This window comes from Bacillus sp. BC08, assembly GCF_054326875.1.
This window is the reverse complement of the sequence record NZ_JBTGPA010000035.1, coordinates 554,349-572,206: the sequence shown is the minus strand read 5'-3', so window position 1 is coordinate 572,206 and position 17,858 is coordinate 554,349. Positions and strand designations below refer to the sequence as shown.

The window sequence follows — 17,858 nt, the reverse complement described above, 5'->3', positions numbered from 1 at the left end:
CTCTATGCTCACTTACTATAAAAATTATAATAAGAAAACGTTCACATATTTTATTATAATCAAGAAGAAAAAGTCTCGTCAATTTTTATTTGTCTATACAAGCCCATTTTTAACCATTGTTCCTTTTTCTGTAATAATTTTTTCTACATTTTTATCAAACGGCTCTACTGGAATATGTTCCACCATTTGAAAACTATAAGCTAATGATAGCGTTTTCCCTTTATAATGCACAAGATAACGATCATAATAGCCACCGCCATATCCAATCCGTTCTCCTCGCCCTGTATAAGCTACGCCCGGCACGATTTGAAGATCAATGTCATCTGCACCCACTTCTTCCGTAAGCGCTGGAATTGGTTCACGTAAATTCATATACACTGTTTCTAATTGATCAAAATTACTAATTTGTCGGAAGGACATTGTTCGTGTTCCTTTATTACACTTCGGAACAACAACGTTCTTTCCCTCTTCCCAAGCTTTTTCGATAATAGGATATGTATTCACTTCATTTTCCATTGAGAGAGTGATTCCGATTGTTTTAGCTTCAGCCCACTCTTTTTGCGCATACAACGAAAATGCAATTTGTTCTGATAAAGTTGTATACCGTTCTTCTGATAAAGAATTCATGTGCTCTATTATTTGTTTACGTAAACGTAGTTTCTCTTCTCTCACACATTTTCCCCCTCACAGTGATACTTTTCTCTACGATGATAGTGTATCACTTTTAACAGAGGAATCGAATAAAAAAAGAAACAGTAGGAAAATATTCCTACTGCTTACTTTGTTTCACGGTGTAACGTAGACTTCTTGTCACGCTTGCAATACTTTTTAAGCTCGATACGCTCAGCGTTGTTACGTTTGTTTTTCTTTGAGATATAGTTACGATCTCCGCATTCTGTACATGCTAGAGTAATATTCACACGCATTCTTATTTCCCTCCAGTACTAATAACTTAAATCAGACTATACTATAATACCACTTTTAAAATAAAAATTCTACACCTTTTGATATTGTCTAATTTTTTCTATAAGATTTTTCATATTTTCCCTTGCTATTACTGGGTTTCTAGCATGCGAATACACTAAAAATTTCGGTTGTTTTGTGTCAGAAACGATATAAGACCACTCTTTTTCGGTATATTTGAATTGTACTCCTTCAAATATACCTTCTTCTTTTCTTTCCATATCAGCTAATAATTTCCTCATTACTTTCCCTTTTTCCTTCCATGAACATACAACTTCATCACACAGTAAATAAAGTGGAGGTGATTGCTCTACTATGCTGAGAAATGTTTTTCCCTGCAATGCTATTAGCTCAAATAATTTTCCTATTCGATATAAAATATCTCTCTTCCATCTCGCTTGGAATGACTTCTTTTCATCCTGCGTATAAAATAGAAGGTAACATTCTCCTAATTTCAAAGACATTGGGTAAATATTTCCTGTCGATTCAAGCAATAAATCCGGAATATCTACCTCCTCAAAATCTGTACCTTGGTAAATATTACTATGATTATCATATAACTCGAAATAATTTCCTTGCTCCGAAAACATAAGTGCCATATTTGCTTTACTTGATTTCATCAAGGCTTTCACATGATCTTTTTGTTCACCTGCATAAATCCATGTAACTGTGCATCCGAGTCTTTGCAAAAAGAGCATAAGTAAATGTTGTAACATATCATTTCTTTTATTAATAAGAAGATGAAACTTCTGTTTTTGTATTTTTTCAATATCAATGCGTTCTAATACAGCTTCTATATAATCATGTAAAGAAACGTGCACTAGCTTATTCCGTCCCATTTCCTTCTCACATACGTAATAAAACGACTCAGACATATATACTTGTTCTATCGCTTTTTGCTGCTTATACGTTAATTGTACCCCATCCTTACCATACAACTTTATTACAACCTCTTTTTCATTTTCCACTTGAATGAAAACCCCACCTGCACATTGCAAATCCTGAATACTATACTGAAAAAGCGACTCGTTCATTTCTTTGCATTCCATTGTATGAACCCCGATACCATGAATCGCATGAAGAAAGAGATTTTTATAAGAAGTCGTTTCTATATGTTCTTGACTCCCGATTAATATACTTTCTCCTTTAGCAAAAAGAGATCCATACGCCATCGCAACCTTCACAATAAATTGAGGAGTGATCTCAACATTACCTCTTCCTACAATGCGGCTTTTTTGCAACCAACCTGCACTCTTTTCACTTTCTTGAACACCAGCCGATCCTACTACCGAATAGCTGTCAATCGCCTTATATGGCCATAGTTTTCCCTTTTGCTTAATTACCGTACTTTTCCCTATATGACAATGATCCGCTACAATGCTTTTTTGAAACAGTGTAACGTCATCTTCCACCATTGTATGCTCTCCTATTGTCGTTTCTAATAGTTCGCAATACTGCCCAATGTGCGCATTTGCAAAAACAATACTTTTTTGAAGATGAGAATAACTTGAAACAATACTATTTTTCCCGATAATAGAGTACGGCTCAATTACAGCTCCAGCACCAATCTTTGCTCCTTCCCCAATAAAAGAAGGACCGTGAATTTTCGTTCCTTTTCCAATCGCCACACCTTCCCCCATCCATACCATCGGCAATACTTCCGTATAAGGAATAGGTACTTGTAATTTTTTCGTTAACAAATCAAATTGTGCTTGTCGATATTGATCAAATGTACCGATATCTAACCAATAGCCTTCTGACAAATATGCAAATAATGCGTTCTTATTTGCCAATAATGGAAACACATCTTGACTGAAATCAAAAAATTCTTGGGGCGGTATGTAAGAAAAAATTTCTGGCTCCATAATATATATACCTGTATTCACAATATTAGAGACTACTTCATTCCAACTCGGTTTTTCTATATATCGTGTAACCTCTTGTTCTTTGTTCATTACAACTAAACCAAATGAGAGTGGGTTTTCTACTTCCTTTACAAACATAGTTACCATTCTTTTCTTTTGTTCATGAAACGTAATTCCTTCTGATAATTGAAAATCAGTTAACGCATCCCCACTTATCACAACAAACGTTTCATCTAAGAATGTTTCCGCTTGTTTAATACTCCCTGCAGTTCCAAGCGGTGGAGAATCTTCAAAGTAGTACAAATTGACGCCCCATTTGCTACCGTCACCAAAATATCGCTTAATAGCTGTGCTCATATACTGAACAGTAATTGCAATTTCACGAATACCATGCTGACGTAATAATTCAATATTGTATTCCAAAACTGGCTTTTCTAATAATGGTAACATTGGCTTTGGAGTATTACATGTTAATGGTCTAAGGCGTCGTCCTTTTCCTCCAGCTAAAATAACCCCCTTCATATACTTCAGCCTCCACTTATATAATGTTCAGTAACTTCATATACGATATGTATATTATCTACCCCGCATTAACTAGCAGTATAAAATGAAACTTTAATTAGTAGGGATTTTGCTGCATCTCCCACTGATTATTAGCCCTGACCACTCAGGCTTTTACAGACAGTAAAACACCCTATATACATGTACCTTTTAAACACCATGAAAGAAAGCGCTTACTATTAACTCAGTAAAATATTACTTATGAAATGAATAACATATATGTCCTATTTTTTCCATTATATTATGATACATCTTATCATCATAAACTAAAGGAAACAACGAGCTTTTTTTGTCATGTTTTGACTAAAAAAAGCAGGTGATGTTTCACCTGCCTTTTTTCTTTATTCATTTAATAAGTAATGCTTTCCTTTTACTAAATAAAAAACATTTTCAGCAATATTTGTAATATGATCTGCTACACGCTCGATATATCTTGCCACAAAGGATAATTGTGTAATTTGTGTAATTGCTTCTGGTTGTTCTGGAACTGAAGATATAAATTCACGAATCGCTTTCCCATATATTTCATCAACTGAATCATCCATTTCGGCAATTTGTTTCGCAAAAGTTAAATTTTCTTGCTCATATGCTTCCAACGCTAACTGTAACATCTTATTTGCAATTGCAAACATTTCATCAAGATTGTGCAAACTAACAACCACTTCTCTTTCCCCAAGACGAATTGTTGATTTCGCAATATTAACGGCATGATCTGCAATACGCTCTAAATCTGTCGCTGTTTTAATTGAAATGAAAATCCTTCTTAAATCACTTGCTACAGGTTGCTGCTTCGTAATAAGCATAAGCGCAAGATCATTTATTTCCTCTTCTAAATTATCCATACGATAATCACCATCTATTACCTCTAACGCTTTCTCTACATCCCTTTTATGAAGACCTTCCATAGCAAGCAATAAAGCTTCCCTCGCAAGCTCTCCAAGCTCAATCACCTTTTGCTGTAACATTTTTAAATCACATTGGAATTGTTCTCTTACCATTGTTTCTTCCCCCTCAATATTATGTGCCATTATATATAGATCTCCTACCTATCCTACTTGTAATAAGTGTTAAGATAGGAGAAGTATTACTTCTCTAATTAAATGAGGTAAAAATAAGAAATACCCTCTGTTAAGAGGGTATTTACTCTTATCCTTGCAAAGATATCAACCGAATCGGCCTGTAATATAATCTTCTGTACGCTTATCTGAAGGTGTCGTAAATAATTTATTTGTATCTGTATATTCCACAACTTCTCCACTTAAGAAGAAAGCAGTTTTGTCTGAAATACGTGCTGCTTGTTGCATATTATGTGTTACGATAACAATACTAAAGTCTTTCTTTAACTCTTGAATTAATTCTTCTACTTTTAATGTTGAAATTGGATCTAGTGCCGATGTTGGCTCATCCATTAAAATAACGTCTGGTTCAATTGCTAAACAACGTGCGATACACAGACGCTGTTGCTGCCCACCAGATAAACCGTATGCATTATCATGCAAACGATCTTTTAACTCATCCCAAATTGCTGCTCCACGTAAACTTTTTTCAACAATTTCATCCAACGTTTTCTTATCACGAATACCATGAATTTTCGGTCCATATGCTACATTTTCATAAATAGATTTTGGAAATGGATTTGGCTTTTGGAACACCATTCCCACATGAGTTCTTAATTCCTCAACTGGGTATGATTTATCAAATATATTGCGCTCTCTATATTCAATTACACCTGTAGTTCGCACGATCGGTACTAACTCTACCATACGATTTAATGTTTTTAAGTACGTTGATTTACCACAACCACTTGGCCCGATAATTGCTGTAACTTCATTCTCATGAATGCTTAAGTTAATATCTTTTAAAGCGTGGTCTTCTCCGTACCATAAATTTAAGTTTTTCGTATCAAATACTACTTTCTTTGGTGCAGTCTCGATTTTCTCCTCGTTTTTCACCTGTACATTTACTACTGTTGCTACCATTTGAATTCCCCTTTCATCCATTTCCAACTTATTTTCGATTTCGTAACCATAAGACAAATATATTGATAAAGAGCAACAAACCTAACAAAACAATCATCCCAGCAGCAGCTACATACTGAAAATCTTCTTGCGGTCTACTCATCCAATTAAAAATTTGAATTGGTAAAACTGTAAATCTATCAAACATACTAAATGGAACATAATTTGCAAATGCAAGTGCCCCGATAACTAATAACGGTGCCGCTTCTCCAATCGCTCTTGATATCGCTAGCGTACAACCCGTTATAATTCCTGGGAAAGCATATGGCAATACAATTCGATACATCGTTTGCCACTTCGTAGCACCTAATCCGTAAGAAGCTTCTAATAATGAACTTGGTACAGATCGTATCGCTTCTTGACTCGCTACAACAACAGTCGGTAAAACGAGTAAACTCATCGTCAGTGCCGCCGCAATAATACTCTCACCTAAATGAAGAGCATATACAAAAATAGTTAAGCCGAGTAATCCAAATACAACGGAAGGTACTCCTGCTAACGTTTGATTATTAATTTCTATTACCTTTTTAAATATAGATTCCTTCGCATATTGCTCTAAATAAAGAGCAGTTCCGACTCCAAATATAAAGGAGACTGGTATAACAATACTCATAAATAATATTGTTCCTGACAAAGCTGCAGCAATCCCAGCTTCTTTCGGATTACGCGAAGCGAAGTTTATAAAGAAATCTAACGAAAGGTAACTTATACCTCTTTCAAAAATTTGAAAAAGTAAAATAAGCAGTATTACTATTGAAAATAAAATTGCTATATAAAATAACAATTTGTAAACTCGGTCTTTTAAAAAACGTGATGCCATATTCTCTTGTATTTTTTTATGATTCAACATTCGCATATTATGTCACCCTCCTAAAACGGCGCATAATAGACTGCGAAATGATGTTCATGATAAAAGTAAATAAGAATAAAGTTGCGCCTACAGCATACATGCTGTAATACGTAATTGTTCCATGCGGAGCATCACCTAAGCTCACTTGCACAATATAGGCTGTTAGCGTTTGAATAGAGTGTGTCGGATCGAGCGATATATTCGGTGTAGATCCCGCTGCAATTACAACGATCATCGTTTCACCAATTGCTCTGGAAGCAGCTAATATGATCGCTGCCATAATCCCTGTAAAAGCTGAAGGAAACACGACTTGTTTTACCATCTCAAACCGAGTTGCTCCAAGTGCTAACGAAGCTTCTTTCGTTCCTTTCGCTACAGCTCTCATCGCATCTTCAGATAGAGACGCAATTGTAGGTATCATCATAAAGCCAATAACAATACCTGGACTGATCGCATTAAAAAACTGTAAATCTGGTATAATCCGTTGTAAAAGCGGTGTGACAACTGTTAATGCAAAAAAACCATATACAATTGTCGGAATACCTGCTAATAGTTCTAACATCGGTTTTAATACTTTCCTTGCACCGTTCGAAGCATATTCGCTTAAAAATACGGCACACGCTAAACCGATAGGAATTGCTACGAGCATGGCAATTACTGTTACAAGGAACGTTCCACATATAAGTGGTAATATACCGAATTTAGGATCTTCAAAAAAAGGTAACCATTCTTTTCCCGTCAAAAAGGACAGTAATGGTATTTTTTGAAAAAACATCAATGTTTCATTTGCCAATGTAAAAATAATTCCAAGTGTCGTTACAATAGAAACGCTAGCAATTATTTTTAGTAATAATGGAACGATTCGATTGATTCGCTGCGTTTTTTTTCTTTGTTTTGTATTTCTTTCAATCAAATGTTGCACAGAAAATGTAATTTGACTTTTGTCATTATGAGCCAAAGATGAAAACCCCTTTCCACCCTGACATTACCTTTTTATTTCTGTTAACATCCGCAGCTGTTCATTGTATTTTTCTTTTGGTAATTTTACATATCCAACCTCTTCAGCAAGATTACCTACATGCTGAATCATAAACTCAATATAATTTGCTACATTCATTTTATTTCGGATAGATGCATCATTCACATAAGCGAATAGCGGCCTAGATAATGGCTTATACTTACCTGATTGAATGGTATCTTTCGTCGGAAGTACACCATTCACTTTTATTGCTCTCACCTTATCTCGATTGGCCATATAATAAGCATATCCTACAAAAGCAATGGCATTTTTATCATTCATTACCCCTTGCATAATAACTTGATCATCTTCAGACAAAGAGACTTTTTTTACAATGCGACTATTTTGTAAGATGACATTTTGAAAATAATCATACGTACCAGAGTCTACACCTGGCGCATAAAACTTCACCTGTTCACGTGGCCATGATGAATGAATTTGTGACCATCGCTTTTCGCTTCCATCTTCACTCCATAATAGACGTAACTCGTCTACCTTCATATTGTCTACCCAAGTATTTTGGCGATTTACAACAATCGTAAGGCCATCGTAAGCGACTTCAAACGGTGTAAACTGAATGGAGTTTTTCTTCATTTCATTTTCTTCCACTTGTTTCATTGCTCTCGAAGCATTATTTATATCTACTTCTCCTTTACTGAAACGATTAAATCCTCCTCCTGTTCCAGAAACACTGATGGAAATTTTCACGTTTGGATGCACCTTTGTATATTCCTCCGCTACCGCTTCTATAATAGGAAAAACTGTTGAGGATCCATCAACTCTCACTTCCCCCATTTCATTCACAGCAAATGCAGTAGACGTGCCAACATAAAGGAAACATGTCGACAGTATGAAAACTTTAATCGATGCACTTATCCATTTCACGTGTTCTTCCTCCTAGAAGTAACCGGAAATAACAGGATTACAGATATAAGAATACTGCTAAACTATTAATTCGGTTTTAATTGTTTGTAAAAGTTTTGTAAAGTTCCACAAGAATCAACATTAAGTAAAAATTTAATCCGTAGCCATTGTTCATCTTCACTGATGATTGGTCCATAAAACCGTTGTCCTCCAGAAAGATGCACAAGTATCATTTATGAGGCCCTTGATTTTCCGATATGATATGCTTGTCCACTTTATTAAAACGTATGCATGAACCATAAAAAAAAGCACACTATCTTTTCAGATAGTGTGCTTTTTTTACAACTTTTTTATTCATCATCTTGCTCTTTATTTTTCTTTTTATTATCTATTTCCTCTTTTGTAGCTTCACCATTTTCTATTTTTTTCAAATCAAAGTACGCATCCATAATGTCACGGCTAATATATCCGTTAATACCTGATTTATCATCTACCCAAGGTACAACAACAGAAAATGCTACTTCAGGGTCTTCAAGTGGCGCATAACCTACTAATGTTAAGTTATATGTCTCTTTACGCTCACCGTTTGCTTTTCTACCAATCTCTTTATCTCCGCCATACACAGTTTGAGCTGTACCTGTTTTACCAGCAGCTTTATATGGTGCGCCTGTAAAGTATTTCGCAGCTGTACCACCAGACTCATTAAATACTTGTCTAAATCCTTCCTGAACACGTTTAATTTGTGATTCAGGCATATCAATACGGTTTAGTACTTTCGGTTCCATTGAATGAACAACTTTTCCAGTTTCTTCTGGTTTCACTGCCGGTTGACTAATTTCCTTTACAACTTGCGGTTGCATACGATAACCACCATTTGCAATTGTCGAAACATATTGTGCTAATTGAAGTGGTGTATACGTGTCATACTGTCCAATTGATAAATCTAATAGGAAACCTGGCTGATTTCCTCTACCTGTTTGACCCGCAGATTCATTCGGTAAATCAATACCTGTTTTTACGCCAAGTCCAAACTGTCCGAAATAATAACGCATCGTATCAAATGCTTTTTGTGGTATATCTAACGTACCACCTCTCACATATTGAACACCTGCGAGATTCATCGCTGTTTTAAACATATATACGTTAGAAGACATTTTTAATGCTGTCAGATCATTAATATATCCCATCGTCTTCCACGAAGATTTTTGTGGCGTTCCCTTTAATCTGATTGGTTCATCAAGCTGAAATGAACCCGGTTGAATTGCACCTGTTTGATATCCTGTAAGTACTGTCGCACCTTTTACAGTTGATCCCATCGGATAAGAGCTTGTCATCGTTCCTAATGCGAAATCTTGCACTTTTGTTTCTCCATTTTCTTCCACTAACTGTTTCCCTGCCATAGATAAAACTTCACCATTTTTTGGATTCATCATTACAACGAATGCACGATCTAAAAGAGGTTGTCCCCCTTTATATCTCAATAAATTTTTAGTGATAATTTCTTCTACACGCTTTTGTAATTCCATATCAATTGTTAAATTCAGGTTATTACCACTTTGCCCTTTTGATACATTAATCGTTTCTAAAATATTACCGTTTTTATCTGTAATATTTTTCACTTCTGCTTTATTACCGTGCAAACTATCTTCATATTGCTGCTCAAGATAACTTTTTCCTACGCGATCATTTCGATTATAATCACGAACAAGATAGTAATCTAGTCTTTCTCTAGGTAAACCTTCATCAGACGTTGACACCCCGCCAAGTACACTTCGGAATAAATCATCATAAATATACTTTCGATCCCAATCAACATTCGTATCTACACCCGGTAATGTTGCTAGATTTTCACTAATAATCGCGTATTCTTGTTCTGTAGCATCTTTTTTAATAACTTGAGGTGTCATTGCATATCCGCCGTCCATTTTGCTTTTAATCGCTAGTATTTCTAAATCTTTTGCGGATAATTGATTCACTTCTTCTTCTGTCACGCGATTTCGTTGACGCTCATCTAATTCTTTATCGTCAATTTTTTTATCTTTTAACTCTTGACGATCTTTATTCGTAATTTTTTCTTTGGCTTCCTCTTTATGCATAGCAAGCCAATAATCTTTTTTATCGCGATCTGTTAATTTATCTGTCGGTACTTCAATCAAATCTGCTAGCTTTTCCGCTGTTTCTAAGCGAGCCTCTGCAGTTGATCCTTTCATTTTTGTAAATGTAATCGTACGTACAGCTGCATTATCTACTACAGCTCGTCCATAACGGTCAAATATTTTCCCACGTGGTACAGGATTACTTATTGTCGAGTTCTCTTTCCTCTCCACTTCATTCTTATATTCCTCACCGCGAACAATTTGTACATATCCAAGCCTTACAATAACCGCGGAGAACATTAAAAACACGCAGAAAAACAGCACGTTTAACCGAAAAGGAACGTGAGTCTTTTTCTTTTGTTGTTTCTGCTTCTTGCTCATACAAACCCCCTCTACCAACAGCTATGTAATGTGAAAGGGACACCTTCATACAGGTGTCCTCACTGCTGTCTTACATCTTTTTCTATTCTAGCATAAAACAACCGAGAAGTTAACCTTCTGATTCTGTTTGATTCTGCGCAGTCGCTTGCGTTACAGCACTTGTTTTACTCGCATTTCCCTCATCATATTTGACATTTTTAACTGCAAAATAGATTAGAAAATGTCCTGCACCTAAAATACATAATAAGTAAGGTAAACTTTTTTCAGGCGGAAAGAATAGTACAGCACATAAAAAACTTAAAATCGAACAAATTCTTCCTGCATTTAACCATAATTCTCGGACAACTACATACTCTACACGCCACTCTCTCGCATTTTTCGCTCTGCCAATTACATCATATGTCATGGACCCGTACGGAACGAGTAAAATAGGGTATGCAATCGCAATACAAGCTGCATAAATAAGTAATTTTGTGTATGTAACATTGAATATAACTAAAAATACGACAGCATATAAAATAATGCCTCCAAGCAAAATTGCTTTTTTTCGCCATTCTTTCTTTAACATCCGAGTAACTAAATAGTAACACACAAATGATACAGCCGAATTTACTAAGCTATACTTCCCTAATGCGAGCTCACTATCAGTTGCTAAATACACGTATACTGAAATCACAAAAATAAACGTTCCCTCTCTCAGACCTTGGAAAAAATGAGCACGTGTAATTCTTCCCCAATTTTTATCAATCTGCCGCTCTTTCAATACTTGTACAATTTCATACCGTCCTTCACATTCTCTCTTAGATACAAAAAAGCTTAAAATGACAGCAATTGCAAATAACAGTAACGAAAGAAAGAATATGACCGTATAGCCACTCCATTTTTCCATACGTGAAATTGTGTATCCAGCTGCTATCGGTCCAATCATGCCAGAGAAGGATGTAAGAAGTCCAAGAAACCCATTAAAGAAATCTCTTGTTTCTGGTTCTGTAATCTCAAATGTTAATAAGTTAAACGCAAGCCAGTAAAAACCATACCCGACTCCTAAAAGAGCCCCCATTAATAAAATATAGTGAGAAGCGCTTTTTCCCGCTACTAAAACAACGATAAAAAAAATTGCTAACGTGCCTACGCCTATTCGTAACAAGATTGAGCGATCAATACGTTTCGCTAATTTCCCACCTACAAGAAATGTGAGAGGCTGTAATACAACGCTGGCCAAATTATACAAGCCAAGATTCACATAATTTTGTGTTTGTTTCCATAAATAAATATTAACAAACGTATTCGATAAAGAAATTGCGAGCGTGTATAAGCCTCCAATAAGGAGCAATAACACTAAATCCCGATTCACTTCAACGTCACCAATTATATGCTTCAACTTCATACACAACTCTCCTTTACTTCATGTTCTATTCTTCCAAAGACAAGCCCAATTATGTAAAGGAAAGCATAGAAAAAAGCTAGGAGCATTCTCCTAGCTTTTTTCTATCGTTATTACATTTATTTTGCTTCTTGGTAACGTTTTTCAGCAGCGTTCCAATCTACAACGTTCCAGAATGCACCGATGTAGTCCGGACGACGGTTTTGGTAATTTAGGTAGTAAGCATGTTCCCAAACATCTAAACCAACAACTGGAGTTTTACCTTCAGTTAGAGGAGAATCTTGGTTTGGCGTGCTTGTTACTTCTAACTCACCATTGTTTACTACTAACCAAGCCCAACCAGAACCGAAACGAGTTGCGCCAGCTTTTGCGAATTCTTCTTTGAATGCATCGAAGCTACCGAATTTCGCTTCAATTGCAGTTGCAAGTTCGCCTACTGGTTGTCCGCCGCCGTTTGGAGATAAGATTGTCCAGAAGAATGTATGGTTAGCATGTCCGCCACCATTGTTACGTACTGCTGTACGGATTGCTTCTGGTACTTCGTTTAAGTTTGCAACTAATTCTTCTACGCTTTTGTCAGCTAATTCTGCATGACCTTCTAAAGCAGCGTTTAAGTTTGTAATGTACGTGTTATGGTGTTTTGTATGATGGATGTTCATTGTTTCTTTGTCAAAGTGAGGCTCTAAAGCATCATACGCATAAGGTAAATTTGGTAATTCGTGTTTTGCCATTGTTATATTCCTCCCAGTTTATGTATTGCCACTTAAGTGACATACAACTTTATTCTACCCTAATTGCCATAGGGTGCAAACAAATAAATCACATTGTCTTGCTATCATTAACGTAGCAAAATTCCCACTTCTTTTCAATTAAAATGCTCATATATTCCGTAAAAAAAGCTCCCTTCTACAAGGAAGCTTCCTACTGACGTAATAAACATGTGAAATGGATATGGACCCTGTAGGACTCGAACCTACGACCGGACGGTTATGAGCCGTCTGCTCTAACCAGCTGAGCTAAGGGTCCACAATTATGTATGTAACAACATATCAAATAAAGGAATTCCTATCGGATATATCCTTTAAGAAATGTAAGATAAATTTACCATATAGAAAAGAAAAGTGTCAATTGTATTTTTCTCATGTGAAAGAAGAAAATTAATAAAAAGAAATTTAGTTATCTCCACTATATGTAAATATAATATATCTTGAGATTCTCTAGATTCCTACGTTACAATGATTTTATACATACATAAAGGAAGTGAATCTATGTCCATATTTACCCAATTAGCAAAAAGCGTATATTCGCCTAAAGATATGGCGCTATTCCGTTTTCAAAAAATCGGAAAAACCATTTTGTATATTATGCTACTTTGTCTAATCACTACTATTCCAAGAACATTCTTTTACGGTAGCTTTATCCAAGATAGTGTTACTATGGTAAATCAAGCTATCGAAAAAGATTTACCTGATTTCAAAATCGAAAATGGTGAACTAAAAGCTGATATTGAACAACCTATTCAAAAGGAAGAGGGAGATGCTCTTTTCGTATTTGATCCCAATACAACAGATATAGAACAATATCAAAACAAAACTGGTTTATTTATTTTAAAAGATAAAGTAGTTTCTATAGGAAATGGTCAGCAACAAACATACTCCTATAATGATTTATTAGGGACATCTCTTGAGAAGAAAGATTTGCAAGATTTTATTTCTGTATTCGATAGTATTTATCCAATTTTACTAGCCGTTATTGGCGTGTTAGTGTACCTATTCCAATTGTTCATTACTTTCTTAGGAATTACTTTACTTGCGTTTATAGGTTCTGCTATGAGTGGTCAACGTAAATTATCTTATAAGCAAGTATGGACATTAACTGCTTACAGCTACACAATTCCAACAATCTTCTTTATGATTATGGATTTATTCAAAATCGTTGTACCTGGTTCAACATTCATTTATATCGCAGTTGTTTTAATTGTTCTATACTTAACGATTAAAGAAGTTCCAAAACCGAAAGAAAAATAAGAACGAAAAAATGCCTAAATAGGCATTTTTTTTTTGGACAAGCATATATTCCTAGCAAAGGAGTGAAGAATATGAAGAGATTAGGTATATTCTTATTCGTGCTTGTTCTTGGTTATATATTTTATTACGATATAAAAATCGGCACTTTACCGATGTTAAGTTCATATAAAAAAACGAATGCGGCCCAAACGTTAAAACAAGAAAGTACAGATACAAAACAAAATAAAGAGAACAAAACAGAAACAAAAAAAGAAACAGATGTCACTTATAAAACAATAGAAGTCAAAACAGGTGATACGGTTCTTTCCATTACAGAAGCGATCAATAAGAAGAAAATTCCTTCTATCGAAAAAGTAATTGATGATTTTAAACAATTAAATAAAAATACATCTGCTACAAAAATACAAATTGGAAAGTCTTATAAATTCCCGTTATATCAATAAGCGATCACTTAATCCTTGTCAATTACATCAAGGCGCTGATACAATAGTAAAAGTGAAACCGAGCACTTCGGTTTCTATAGCCCTGTATCACGTATACTATCATTGATATGAGGGACTAAATAAGAAACTTCTTTTATAAGGAGAGCGATCTATTCGTGAATGAAATGACTCATCGTACAAAAACACGTCCAGTTAAAGTCGGTAATTTAACAATTGGCGGTAATAATGAATTAATTATACAAAGTATGACAACAACAAAAACACATGATGTTGAAGCAACAGTTGCTGAAATTAAACGTTTAGAAGAAGCTGGCTGTCAAGTCGTGCGTGTTGCTGTTCCAGACGAACGCGCAGCAAATGCTATTGCTGATATTAAAAAACAAATCAACATTCCACTTGTTGCTGATATTCATTTTGATTATCGCCTTGCTTTAAAAGCAATTGAAGGTGGCATTGATAAAGTACGTATCAATCCAGGTAACATTGGTCGTCGCCATAAAGTAGAAGCTGTTGTAAATGCAGCAAAAGAACGCGGTATTCCAATCCGTATCGGTGTAAACGCAGGTTCATTAGAGCGTCACATTTTAGAAAAGTACGGATACCCAACTGCAGATGGTATGGTCGAGAGCGCCCTACATCACATTAAAATTTTAGAGGACTTAGATTTCCACGATATTATCGTATCTATGAAAGCCTCTGATGTTAATTTAGCAATTGAAGCATACGAAAAAGCTGCACGTGCTTTTGATTATCCATTACATTTAGGCATTACAGAATCTGGAACATTATTTGCCGGAACTGTAAAAAGTGCCGCTGGTCTTGGAGCAATCTTAAATAAAGGCATCGGAAATACACTACGTATTTCATTAAGTGCTGACCCAGTTGAAGAAGTAAAAGTTGCACGTGAACTATTAAAGTCATTCGGCCTTGCATCTAATGCAGCAACACTTATTTCTTGTCCAACTTGCGGTCGTATTGAAATTGACTTAATTAGCATCGCTAACGAGGTAGAAGAATACATCTCTACACTAAAAGTACCAATTAAAGTTGCAGTACTTGGCTGCGCTGTAAACGGTCCGGGTGAAGCTCGTGAAGCTGATATCGGTATTGCCGGTGCACGTGGAGAAGGATTATTATTCCGTAAAGGGCAAGTTGTTCGTAAAGTACCAGAAGAAATCATGGTAGAAGAACTGAAAAAAGAAATCGACGTAATCGCTGCTGAAATGGCTGCTGAACGAGAAAAAGAAAAAGAAACACAAGAACAATAAAAAGAAGGTTGCCACAATATTTGTGAGCAACCTTCTTTTCTACGTAAAAGCTCGTCAGTTATATAACTGACGAGCTTTTACTTTGCACATTTTGGACAACGGCCGTATATTTCAAACTTATGACCGGTTACTTCATAACCGTTAAAATCTTTATTCATAAAATCCATCGGGCAGGAAGTAATCTCTTTCGTCCCCCCGCAATCTAAACAAATAAAATGATGATGATGTTCCATAATAGAACATGTAAAACGAAAATGTTTTTCACCATTTAATTCCGTTTGTTCCAGAACACCAATTTCAGCAAACACCGTTAAGTTACGATAAATCGTATCAAAGCTAAGACCTGGATAATCATCCTTCATATGCTCTAAAACGTCTTTCGCCGTTAAATAACGATTATGAGCTGCAAATAGCCTGAGCATTTCTTCCCTTTTCCCAGTATGTTTGTATCCTTTATCTTTCATTAGGCGTAAAGCTTCTGTTAGATTCATATCTATCCCTACTTTATGCAGTTTTTTTCTTTTTCCATAAAATCGCACCAATTAAAATAAGAACTGCTATCATAACAATTGTACCACCTGGTGCTAGATCAAGTTGATACGAAGCAAACATTCCACCAATTACTGCAATCTCACCAAATAAAATGGAAAAGAAAATTGTTTGTTTAAATCCATTCGCAATACGAATACTTGCTGCAACTGGTAACGTCATTAATGATGATACGAGAAGAACCCCTACTACACGCATTGATACTGCAATAACAAGAGCAACCAATATAATGAAAATAAAATGAATCCACTTTGCACTCAAACCAGTTGATACAGCGTATTCCTCATCAAACGATAGTAAAAATAACTCTTTGTATAATAAAGTAATCGTTACAATAACAACAATTGCTACAATGCCAATAATGATTAAATCTGTACTTGTTACAGCACTTACACTCCCAAATAAATAACTAAATAAATCAGTGTTAAATCCATTTGCAAGTGATATAAAAATAACCCCAATCCCCATTCCTGCTGAAAGAATAATCGGAATTGCTAATTCTTGATAATGTTTATATACAGTACGTAATTTTTCAATTAGTAACGCCCCACCAATAGAAAAAAACATTCCCATATATAAAGGATTTAAAAATCCTCCTGTAAAAATTGTTTTTTCTAGTAGCAAACTTGCAGCAATACCCGATAATGTCACGTGACTTAATGCATCCGCAATAAGCGACATACGGCGAATGACAACAAACACACCGATAAGCGGTGCAACAAGCCCTATTAAAATTCCTGCATATAAAGAGTTACGTAAAAAGTCATATTGTAAAAAATCTTGTATCATTATATCCTCCCGTGATGCCCATGCTCGTGTTCTAAACGATGAACATGATGTCCATATAAGACGGACATTTCCGCATCTTCTAACTCTCGGAACTTCTCTACATTTCCATGGAAATGTAGATGTTGGTTTAAGCATGCAACATGTGTTACCTTTTCCGTAACAGCTCCCATATCATGAGTAACGAGAATTAATGTGATTCCTAACCTTTTGTTTAAATCCTCTAATATCTCATAAAAACTTTCTACATTCTTCACATCGATTCCAACAGTGGGCTCGTCCAAAATAAGTAATTCAGGATCACTAACGAGCGCACGAGCAATAAATACACGCTGTTGTTGTCCACCAGAAAGTTCTCCGATATTGCGCCCTTGAAACTCAGTCATCCCTACATCAGCAATCGCTTTTTCCACTTTTTCCTTATCGTTTTTCGTAAAAAAGCGAAACAGCCCTTTTTTCGAAACGAGTCCCATTGATACAACTTCAAAAACAGTTGCCGGAAAACCAGAATTAAAGCTATTTGCCTTTTGCGACACATAACCAACTTTGTTCCATTCTTTAAACTTCTTACTATCAACACCAAACAAACGAATACTTCCCTGTTTTGGCTTTAAAACGCCTAATAAACATTTTAGCAAAGTTGATTTCCCAGAACCATTTGGCCCAACTAAACCTAAAAAAGCTCCCTTCGGAACTTGCAAATTAATATCTTCTAACACATTTCGATCTTCATATCGAAATGACAATCCTTCTATTTCTAATATATTATTCATAGCATCTCACCT

17 protein-coding genes and 1 tRNA gene are annotated in these 17,858 nt (G+C 35.5%); 3 read left to right on the top strand and 15 right to left on the bottom strand.

Annotation, left to right across the window (positions count from 1 at the left end; all coding sequences use genetic code 11):
- Nucleotides 1-93: 93 nt before the first annotated feature.
- The 12 genes from ACXVYO_RS21045 to ACXVYO_RS20990 form a co-directional block, all read right to left on the bottom strand.
- Nucleotides 94-672: a 5-formyltetrahydrofolate cyclo-ligase gene (locus ACXVYO_RS21045; RefSeq protein WP_270605872.1), complete on the bottom strand. Its 579-nt coding sequence runs from the start codon at nucleotides 670-672 to the stop codon at nucleotides 94-96.
- 104 nt (nucleotides 673-776) lie between these two features.
- A complete protein-coding gene (rpmG, locus tag ACXVYO_RS21040) occupies nucleotides 777-926 on the bottom strand; it encodes a 50S ribosomal protein L33 (protein WP_001265616.1) in 150 nt (49 codons plus the stop codon).
- Nucleotides 927-995: 69 nt separating this feature from the next.
- Complete coding sequence (locus ACXVYO_RS21035) at nucleotides 996-3,350, bottom strand: sugar phosphate nucleotidyltransferase (RefSeq protein ID WP_458468394.1); 2,355 nt, start codon at nucleotides 3,348-3,350, stop codon at nucleotides 996-998.
- 380 nt (nucleotides 3,351-3,730) lie between these two features.
- Nucleotides 3,731-4,387, bottom strand: coding sequence for a phosphate signaling complex protein PhoU (gene phoU / locus ACXVYO_RS21030; protein ID WP_458468393.1), 657 nt, complete (start codon nucleotides 4,385-4,387; stop codon nucleotides 3,731-3,733).
- A 165-nt stretch (nucleotides 4,388-4,552) separates the two neighbouring features.
- Nucleotides 4,553-5,368 carry a phosphate ABC transporter ATP-binding protein gene (gene pstB / locus ACXVYO_RS21025; RefSeq protein WP_000226681.1) on the bottom strand — a complete coding sequence of 272 codons (816 nt, stop codon included), beginning with the start codon at nucleotides 5,366-5,368 and terminating at the stop codon, nucleotides 4,553-4,555.
- A gap of 28 nt (nucleotides 5,369-5,396) precedes the next feature.
- Complete coding sequence (gene pstA, locus ACXVYO_RS21020) at nucleotides 5,397-6,263, bottom strand: phosphate ABC transporter permease PstA (protein WP_458468392.1); 867 nt, start codon at nucleotides 6,261-6,263, stop codon at nucleotides 5,397-5,399.
- A 1-nt stretch (nucleotide 6,264) separates the two neighbouring features.
- Nucleotides 6,265-7,215: a phosphate ABC transporter permease subunit PstC gene (pstC, locus tag ACXVYO_RS21015; protein ID WP_458468391.1), complete on the bottom strand. Its 951-nt coding sequence runs from the start codon at nucleotides 7,213-7,215 to the stop codon at nucleotides 6,265-6,267.
- Nucleotides 7,216-7,242: 27 nt separating this feature from the next.
- Nucleotides 7,243-8,160 carry a phosphate ABC transporter substrate-binding protein PhoX gene (gene phoX / locus ACXVYO_RS21010; RefSeq protein WP_458468390.1) on the bottom strand — a complete coding sequence of 306 codons (918 nt, stop codon included), beginning with the start codon at nucleotides 8,158-8,160 and terminating at the stop codon, nucleotides 7,243-7,245.
- Nucleotides 8,161-8,489: 329 nt separating this feature from the next.
- Nucleotides 8,490-10,616 carry a peptidoglycan D,D-transpeptidase FtsI family protein gene (locus ACXVYO_RS21005; RefSeq protein WP_458468389.1) on the bottom strand — a complete coding sequence of 709 codons (2,127 nt, stop codon included), beginning with the start codon at nucleotides 10,614-10,616 and terminating at the stop codon, nucleotides 8,490-8,492.
- Nucleotides 10,617-10,725: 109 nt separating this feature from the next.
- Nucleotides 10,726-12,003: an MFS transporter gene (locus ACXVYO_RS21000; RefSeq protein WP_458468388.1), complete on the bottom strand. Its 1,278-nt coding sequence runs from the start codon at nucleotides 12,001-12,003 to the stop codon at nucleotides 10,726-10,728.
- A 116-nt stretch (nucleotides 12,004-12,119) separates the two neighbouring features.
- Nucleotides 12,120-12,731: a superoxide dismutase [Mn] gene (gene sodA, locus ACXVYO_RS20995; protein WP_001052034.1), complete on the bottom strand. Its 612-nt coding sequence runs from the start codon at nucleotides 12,729-12,731 to the stop codon at nucleotides 12,120-12,122.
- Nucleotides 12,732-12,952: 221 nt separating this feature from the next.
- Nucleotides 12,953-13,026 (bottom strand) — tRNA-Ile (locus ACXVYO_RS20990).
- A gap of 242 nt (nucleotides 13,027-13,268) precedes the next feature.
- On the opposite strand from ACXVYO_RS20990, the gene ACXVYO_RS20985 reads away from it, so the two are divergent.
- From ACXVYO_RS20985 to ispG, 3 genes are all read left to right on the top strand, one after another.
- The gene (locus ACXVYO_RS20985; RefSeq protein WP_458468387.1) at nucleotides 13,269-14,027 is read left to right on the top strand and encodes a DUF1189 domain-containing protein; all 759 of its coding nucleotides are present in this window, start codon (nucleotides 13,269-13,271) and stop codon (nucleotides 14,025-14,027) included.
- 71 nt (nucleotides 14,028-14,098) lie between these two features.
- Complete coding sequence (locus ACXVYO_RS20980) at nucleotides 14,099-14,470, top strand: hypothetical protein (protein WP_000825411.1); 372 nt, start codon at nucleotides 14,099-14,101, stop codon at nucleotides 14,468-14,470.
- Nucleotides 14,471-14,634: 164 nt separating this feature from the next.
- Entirely contained in the window at nucleotides 14,635-15,738 is a 1,104-nt protein-coding gene (gene ispG / locus ACXVYO_RS20975) for a flavodoxin-dependent (E)-4-hydroxy-3-methylbut-2-enyl-diphosphate synthase (RefSeq protein ID WP_075308387.1), read from the top strand.
- 77 nt (nucleotides 15,739-15,815) lie between these two features.
- Here the strand turns inward: ispG and ACXVYO_RS20970 are convergent, their stop codons facing one another.
- Genes ACXVYO_RS20970 through ACXVYO_RS20960 form a run of 3 tightly spaced genes read right to left on the bottom strand, consistent with a single transcriptional unit; the run spans nucleotide 15,816 to nucleotide 17,846 of the window.
- Nucleotides 15,816-16,229: a Fur family transcriptional regulator gene (locus ACXVYO_RS20970; protein ID WP_001054512.1), complete on the bottom strand. Its 414-nt coding sequence runs from the start codon at nucleotides 16,227-16,229 to the stop codon at nucleotides 15,816-15,818.
- Between the two features lie 13 nt (nucleotides 16,230-16,242).
- A complete protein-coding gene (locus ACXVYO_RS20965) occupies nucleotides 16,243-17,076 on the bottom strand; it encodes a metal ABC transporter permease (protein WP_078417931.1) in 834 nt (277 codons plus the stop codon).
- Nucleotides 17,076-17,846 (bottom strand): metal ABC transporter ATP-binding protein, encoded by a 771-nt coding sequence (locus ACXVYO_RS20960; RefSeq protein WP_458468386.1) that lies wholly within the window; start codon nucleotides 17,844-17,846, stop codon nucleotides 17,076-17,078. The genes ACXVYO_RS20965 and ACXVYO_RS20960 overlap by 1 nt, the downstream gene beginning before the upstream one ends.
- Nucleotides 17,847-17,858 lie beyond the last annotated feature (12 nt).

Bases quoted from the DNA above. Each gene is read 5' to 3' on its own strand.
- ACXVYO_RS20985 (WP_458468387.1), top strand. From the start codon at position 13,269: ATGTCCATATTTACCCAATTAGCAAAAAGCGTATATTCGCCTAAAGAT.
- ACXVYO_RS21005 (WP_458468389.1), bottom strand. From the start codon at position 10,616: ATGAGCAAGAAGCAGAAACAACAAAAGAAAAAGACTCACGTTCCTTTT.
- ispG (WP_075308387.1), top strand. From the start codon at position 14,635: ATGACTCATCGTACAAAAACACGTCCAGTTAAAGTCGGTAATTTAACA.
- rpmG (WP_001265616.1), bottom strand. From the start codon at position 926: ATGCGTGTGAATATTACTCTAGCATGTACAGAATGCGGAGATCGTAAC.
- ACXVYO_RS20980 (WP_000825411.1), top strand. From the start codon at position 14,099: ATGAAGAGATTAGGTATATTCTTATTCGTGCTTGTTCTTGGTTATATA.
- pstA (WP_458468392.1), bottom strand. From the start codon at position 6,263: ATGCGAATGTTGAATCATAAAAAAATACAAGAGAATATGGCATCACGT.
- ACXVYO_RS20965 (WP_078417931.1), bottom strand. From the start codon at position 17,076: ATGATACAAGATTTTTTACAATATGACTTTTTACGTAACTCTTTATAT.
- sodA (WP_001052034.1), bottom strand. From the start codon at position 12,731: ATGGCAAAACACGAATTACCAAATTTACCTTATGCGTATGATGCTTTA.
- ACXVYO_RS20960 (WP_458468386.1), bottom strand. From the start codon at position 17,846: ATGAATAATATATTAGAAATAGAAGGATTGTCATTTCGATATGAAGAT.
- ACXVYO_RS20970 (WP_001054512.1), bottom strand. From the start codon at position 16,229: ATGAATCTAACAGAAGCTTTACGCCTAATGAAAGATAAAGGATACAAA.
- ACXVYO_RS21035 (WP_458468394.1), bottom strand. From the start codon at position 3,350: ATGAAGGGGGTTATTTTAGCTGGAGGAAAAGGACGACGCCTTAGACCA.
- phoU (WP_458468393.1), bottom strand. From the start codon at position 4,387: ATGGTAAGAGAACAATTCCAATGTGATTTAAAAATGTTACAGCAAAAG.
- ACXVYO_RS21000 (WP_458468388.1), bottom strand. From the start codon at position 12,003: ATGAAGTTGAAGCATATAATTGGTGACGTTGAAGTGAATCGGGATTTA.
- pstB (WP_000226681.1), bottom strand. From the start codon at position 5,368: ATGGTAGCAACAGTAGTAAATGTACAGGTGAAAAACGAGGAGAAAATC.